The organism is Streptomyces sp. NPDC007896 (genome assembly GCF_042959425.1).
GTDB lineage: Bacteria > Actinomycetota > Actinomycetes > Streptomycetales > Streptomycetaceae > Streptomyces.
Genome location: NZ_JBIBKX010000012.1, coordinates 299119 through 305469 on the forward strand (window position 1 = coordinate 299119; position 6351 = coordinate 305469).

5 protein-coding genes are annotated in these 6351 nt (G+C 67.6%); all 5 read right to left on the bottom strand.

Annotation, left to right across the window (positions count from 1 at the left end; genetic code table 11):
* Positions 1 to 561: 561 nt before the first annotated feature.
* Positions 562 to 1551: an alcohol dehydrogenase catalytic domain-containing protein gene (locus ACFZDJ_RS34610; RefSeq protein ID WP_390934367.1), complete on the bottom strand. Its 990-nt coding sequence runs from the start codon at positions 1549 to 1551 to the stop codon at positions 562 to 564.
* The gene (locus ACFZDJ_RS34615; protein WP_168512653.1) at positions 1548 to 2435 is read right to left on the bottom strand and encodes a carbohydrate ABC transporter permease; all 888 of its coding nucleotides are present in this window, start codon (positions 2433 to 2435) and stop codon (positions 1548 to 1550) included. The genes ACFZDJ_RS34610 and ACFZDJ_RS34615 overlap by 4 nt, the downstream gene beginning before the upstream one ends.
* Positions 2432 to 3391 (bottom strand): ABC transporter permease subunit, encoded by a 960-nt coding sequence (locus ACFZDJ_RS34620; RefSeq protein WP_391064792.1) that lies wholly within the window; start codon positions 3389 to 3391, stop codon positions 2432 to 2434. Before ACFZDJ_RS34620 ends, ACFZDJ_RS34615 begins: the two co-directional genes overlap by 4 nt.
* A gap of 81 nt (positions 3392 to 3472) precedes the next feature.
* Positions 3473 to 4828, bottom strand: coding sequence for an extracellular solute-binding protein (locus ACFZDJ_RS34625; protein ID WP_391064795.1), 1356 nt, complete (start codon positions 4826 to 4828; stop codon positions 3473 to 3475).
* Between the two features lie 82 nt (positions 4829 to 4910).
* Entirely contained in the window at positions 4911 to 5672 is a 762-nt protein-coding gene (locus tag ACFZDJ_RS34630) for a DeoR/GlpR family DNA-binding transcription regulator (protein WP_384923017.1), read from the bottom strand.
* Positions 5673 to 6351 lie beyond the last annotated feature (679 nt).

Sequence of the window (6351 nt, forward strand, 5' to 3'; positions counted from 1 at the left end):
CCGCCTTGGTGCACATCCGTCGCCGCTCGGTAGCCTGTACGAAGAATTCCTGGCCTGCGGCAACGGCCGCAGAGGCTCCGCCCTGAGTACCGGGGCGGAGCCTCCGCGCGTTGGAAAGGCAATCCGCTGCGGGCGAGTTCGCCCCCCGACCGCACTGGGGGGACGCGGCTCCTGCGGCTGTCGTCGTCTCCCTCAAAGACCGTCAGGGGCCATTGAGGGGCCACAAGGACAGGAACACATCGACAAGCACCACACAGGACTGACACGGATCAGCACGCCTGACCTGGTAAAACGGCAAAGATGAGCGTTGATCGGCAAGGGCCGCCAAGATCCTCAAAGGACTCATAATCCGTCGGCCGTGGGTTCGAGTCCCACCCGCCCCACTATGAACGTGCCCTGACCTGAACTGCTGAGCGGCGTCCGGATGAAGAGCCGCGGCACGAACCGGAACCGGCCTGGGCGAGCCTGACGAGCGTCCGGGCGTCCGTCCGGTCGGGACAGGAGTTCAGCGCGTCTTCGCACGTCAGGTCGCCCAGACGGACCCAGGCCGCAGGGCCTGGGTCAGGGCAGTACGACGATCTTGCGTCCCTGGCCGGCTGCGAACTGCTCCAGTGCCTGCGGGTACTGGGTCAGCGGCATCCGGTGGCTGATGAACACCTGGGGATCGAGCACCCCGGTGGCGAACAGTTCCGCCGCCCGCTCGTAGCTGTGCAGCACTGCCATGGAGCCGGTGATGGTGATCTCCTGGTTGTAGATGCGGTACGGCGAAATGGTGGCTGTCGTCGCGTAGTCGGAGACCCCGAACTGCAGGAACGTTCCGGCCTTGGCGACCCGTTCCAGGCCGTCCTGGATGGCGGCGCCGTTGCCGGTCGCGTCGACCACCACGTCCCAGCCGCCCGGTCGCCCCAACTCGTCGGCGGAGAGGGCCGCTTGGGAACAGCCCAGCTTCTCGGCCGTGGTCAGCCGTTCCGGGTTGACGTCGACGACGTCCACCGAGGCGGCACCGGTGCGCTTGGCCAGCTCCAGCATCATCAGGCCCATGGTCCCGCTGCCGTAGATCAGCACATGTGAGCCGAGCCTGCTGTTGAGCACGTCGTAGCCGCGCACGGCGCAGGACAGCGGTTCGATCAGGGCCGCGTCCTGGACGTCCACGTGGTCGGGCAGCCGTACGCAGTTGGCGACGGGTGCCACGGCGTACTCGGCGGCGCCGCCCGGCACGGTCACGCCGATCGCTTGCCACCGGTCGCAGAGGTTGTTGCGGCCGGCCCGGCAGTAGCGGCACTCGTTGCAGTACAGCGAGGGGTCCACGGCGACCCGGTCGCCGATCTTGAGTTCGGTGACCTCGCTGCCGAGGCCCACGACCTCTCCGGCGAACTCGTGGCCGGGGACTATGGGCAGCTTCGGGGCGAACTCGCCCTGGAGGATGTGCAGATCGGTTCCGCACAGCCCGCAGGCCGCTACGTCGATCACGACCTGGCGCGGCCCGGGGGTGGGGTCGGGCACCGTGGTGACGGTGACCTTGCCGGGGGCTTCGATGACAGCGGCTTTCACTTGACTGCTCCTAGGGACAGGCCGCGGACCAGTTTGTCCTGGGCGGCGAAACCGGCGATGAGGACCGGCAGGGATACCAAGGTGGCGGCGGCGCAGAGCCGGGCGAGGAACAGGCCCTCGCTGGTGATGAAGCCGACGAGGAAGACCGGTGCGGTCGAGGCGTTGGTCGCGGTGAGGTTGACGGCGAACATGAACTCGTTCCAGCTGAAGATGAAGCAGATCAGCGAGGTGGCGGCGAGTCCCGGCATGGCGACCGGCGCGACGACCCGCCACAGCACGGTGAGCAGGCCCGCGCCGTCGACCTCGGCCGCCTCCAGGATCTCCTTGGGCACCTCGGCGAGGAACGAGCGCATCATCCACACCGCGATCGGCAGGTTCATGGCGGTGTAGAGGATGATCAGCGTCCAGACGTTGTCCAGCATTCCGGCGTCCTTGACGATCAGGTACACCGGCAGCAGGGCCGCGATGGCCGGGAGGAACTTCGTGGACAGGAAGAAGAACATCACGTCGGTCCACTTCTCGACCGGCTTGATGGACAGCGCGTAGGCCGCCGGCACCGCCAGGGCAAGCACCAGCAGCGTCGAAAGGACGCTGGCCATGGCCGAGTTGAGGAGGAAGGGGGTGATGTCCCGGCTGAACAGCAGTCTGTACTGGTCGAAGGTGAGGGGCGCGAAGGGGGTCGGCGGGTTGGTCGCCGCGTCCGCCTCCTGGTGGAAGGAGGTGAGCACCATCCACGCCACCGGTGCGAAGAAGGCCAGGGTGGCGAGCCAGGCGACGAACGTCCACAGCGGCGACAGCCGCGGTGTACCGCCGTGGTCGTCGTGGCGGCGGAGGAGCTTCTTGAACCTCGCGCCGGGGGCGGCGAGGGCTGCGTGAGCGGTCATCGGGATGTCTCCTCGCGGAACAGCGACGCGATGGTGCGCAGAGCGAAGGTCGCGATCACGATCGAGCCGATGACGACGACGACTCCGGCGGCGGCCGCCTGGCCGTACTCGTACTTGCGGAACATGGTCAGGTAGATCTCGTAGGGCAGGTTGGTGGTCTGGGAGCCGGGGCCGCCCTGGGTGATGGTGTAGACCGCGTCGAAGGTCTGCACGACGTAGATCGTGCCGAGCAGGATGCCCAGTTCGATGTACTGGCGCAGGTGCGGCAGCGTGATGTGGCGGAAGGTCGCCACGGCGGAGGCGCCGTCCATGCGGGCCGCCTCCAGGACGTCGCCGGGCTGCGCCTGCAGGCCGGCCAGGAGGATCAGCATCATGAACGGGGTCCACTGCCAGACCAGCGAGACCACGACGGCGGGCATGGGGTAGGAGGAGATCCAGTCGACCGTGGGGCCGTTGTCCGCGCCGAAAAGCCGGTATACGGCGTTGAGGGTGCCGTTGGGCAGGCCGTAGTCGGGGTTGTAGATGGCGTGCTTCCACAGCAGCGCCGCCGCGACCGGCATGACCAGGAACGGGGAGATGAGCAGGGTCCGCGCCAGGCCGCGGCCGACGAACCTGCGGTCGAGCAGCATCGCCAGGCCGAGTCCGAGGACCACGCTGATGAGCACCACCGACGCGGTGAGGACGACGGTGTTGAGCACCGCCGTGCGCAGTCGTTCGTCGGTGAAGACGAACGTGAAGTTGGACAGTCCGACGAAGTGCCGGTCGCCCGGCTTGAGGATGTTCCACTGGAGCGTGGAGATCACGATCGTGGCCACGAAGGGCAGTTGCGTGACGACGATGGTGAAGACCAGTGCCGGCAACAGCGGGAAGCGGCGTTTCCACTTGCTGACGCCGGTGGTGGTGCGTGGACGGCTGGGCGGTGATGCTTTTTTGAGGGGAGCAGTGAGCGTGGTCATGGGCTTTCCTCCGCCAGTGACGGCCGGGTAGGGGGGAGCGGTGCCCGGCCGGGGGAGGGCCGGCCGGGCGGTTCGTGCGGGTCACTGGTAGTTCTTGGCGACGTCCTCGGCGAGCTTCTGGCCGTCGTCGAGCGCCTTGTCCACGCTGGTCTTTCCGGCGATGGCGGCGGAGATCTCCTGCGTGACCTTCGTTCCCAGGTCCTGGAACTCGGGGATGGCCACGTACTGGACGCCCACGGTCGGCCTCGGCTGGACGCCCGGGTTGGCCGGGTCGGCGCCCTCGATGGACTTCAGCGTGATGTCACCGAACGACGCGGCGGCCTTCTGGTACTCCGGGATCTCGTACGTGCTGGCCCGCTTGCCGGCCGGGACGCGCGCCCAGCCGAGCTTCTCGCCGACCAACTTCTCGTACTTCTTGCTGGAGGCCCACAGCATGAACTGCGAGGCCGCGTCGGCGTTCTTGGTGGTCTTGGGCATGGCCCACGCCCAGCTCCACAGCCAGCCGCTGCTCTTGGTCTCGACGGTCGGCGCGTACGCGTAGCCGACATGGCCGGAGATCTTGCTGGAGCTGGGGTCCTCCAGCGAACCGGCCGCGCTGGTCGCGTCGTACCACATCGCGACCTTCTTCTGGCTCATCGCGTTGAGGCACTCGGTGAACCCGGCCTGCGGGGCGCCCGCCTCGCCGTGCCCCTTGACCAGGTCGACATAGAAGTTGGTGGCCTTCTTGAACGCCGCGCTGTTGACCTGGGCCTTCCAGTCCTTGGTGAACCAGGTGCCGCCGAAGGTGTTGACCACGGTCGTCAGGGACGCGCCGAGCTCTCCCCAGCCGGCCAGACCGCGCAGGCAGATGCCCTTCATGCCGGGCTCGGCGCCGTCGACCTTGGCCGCGATGTCGGCGATCTGCTGCCAGGTCGGGTGCTCGGGCACCGTGATGCCCTTGGCCTGCATGACGTCCTTGTTGTACATGAGCATCGACGACTCGCCGTAGAACGGCAGGGCGTAGAGCTTGCCGTCGGAGCCGGACAGCGACGTGACCATCGGCTTGAGCAGATCGGCCTTGTCGAAGCTCGTGTCCTTGTCGGCGTAGGAGCTCAGTTCGTGCAGCCAGCCGTTCTTCTGCCAGATGGGGATCTCGTAGGCGCCGACGGTGGCGACGTCGTACTGGCCGGCCTGGGTGGCGACGTCCTGGGTGACCTTGTCACGCAGCTCGTTCTCGGGAAGGATCGTGAAGTTGACCTTGATGCCGGTGTCCTTCGTGAACGTGCTCTTCGTCAGCTTCTGGATGTCCTCCATCTGCGGGTTGCCGACCATCAGCACGTTGATGCTCTTGCCGCCGCCACCGGAGCTCGAGGAGCCGCCCGCCCCGCTACAGGCGACCAGCAGCGAGCCCGCGGCCGCGGCTGCGGCGGCGACATGGATCATTCTTTTTGTGCGCATGACTGACTCCAGGGGATGTTTCGAGGGCGTGGGGAACCAGGCCCCCGGGCTTGCGGGGGTGGGAGAGGGGGAGAACTGCGGCTCAGACCCGGATGACTTCGGGGCCCAGGAGTGAGTAGCGGTGTGCTTCGGAGGCGGGCAGCCCGGCGTCGGTGACGATCGCCTCGAACTCTGTGACGTCCGCGAAGCGGCAGAAGCTCACGGCACCGAACTTCGTATGGACCCCGGAGAAGACCCGGCGCCTGGCGGCCCTGAGGGCCTGGGCCTTGACCTCACTCACCGCGGGGTCGGGGGTGGTGAGTCCGTGCTCGCGGGAGATGCCGTTCGCGCCGACGTACGCCAGGTCGATGACGAAGCCGGACAGCATGCGGTTCGCCCAGTGGTCGACCGTGGCCAGCGTCCCGCCGCGCACCCGACCGCCGAGCAGCAGCACGGTGATGTTCTTGGCGGAAGCCAGGTCGCCGGCGGTGGTCAGCGAGGAGGTGACCACGGTCAGTGGCCGGTCGCGGGGGAGTGCGGCGGCGATGAGCTGCGGGGTGTAGCCCTCGTCGAGGAAGACGGTCTCGGCGTCCCCGAGCAGTTCCGCCGCGGCGGCCGCGATCCGGGCCTTCTCGGGGACGTGCATGGTGGTGCGGAAGGCGAGCGTGGTCTCGAAGCCCGCGCTCTCCACGGGATGGGCACCGCCATGGGTGCGGCGGACCAGCCCGTGTCTCTCCAGGAGGTTCAGATCGCGCCGCACGGTCTCCTTGGAGACCCCGAGGTCGGCAGCGAGTTTTCCGACGTCCACGGATCCGGAACGGCGTACCGCTTCCAGGATCCCGCGTCTTCGTTCATCGGCGTCCACGGCGACACCTCCGTTTCACGGCTCTGCGCGTTGTGCCCGCGTCGGCTGATTCCCGGAGCCCGGCCCGTTCGGGCTCTGGTGGCCAAATTTCTACAAGGTGAATGCCCATACTGACCAGGTTCGTCGTAGAGCAGTTCATGACCGAATGTGCCCGTTTTTCGGAGTGGGGATCCCCTGAACAATGCGGTGGAGGGCCCCAGGGCGTGGGAGACCGCTGCCCGCTTGTCCGCTGGGCGTGCCCGCTCGCCGCCTGTTTCCCGGAGTGATCAGGACACCGGACCGGATTCGACGCGTAAATCCGGTTGCACTGTGGGCAGATGCGGTGGGCGCTCTGTCATACGAACCGGCATGGGCAAGACCGTAGGTAGCTGACCTCGCCTCCTGCGTTGCCACCCCGCGGCGCGGTGTTGATCAAGGGCTGCGGGGCGTTCGTCCTGCCCATTCACCCGTCCCACGGCGGGCGGCTTTACCCGTCCCAAGGCGGGCGGCTTTACCCGTCCCACGGCGGGCGACGAAGCCGCCCTGGGTCGCTTACCTGCTGAATGACGGCGTCCCGAATTCCGGTACGTGCGGGGAACCGCACCCCCAGCCGGTCAGAGCCGTTGCCGAGCGACGCATGCGGCCACAGGGGCACGCCGTGACACTCGCACGTGCTGACAGAGGTGATGCAGCAGCGCCC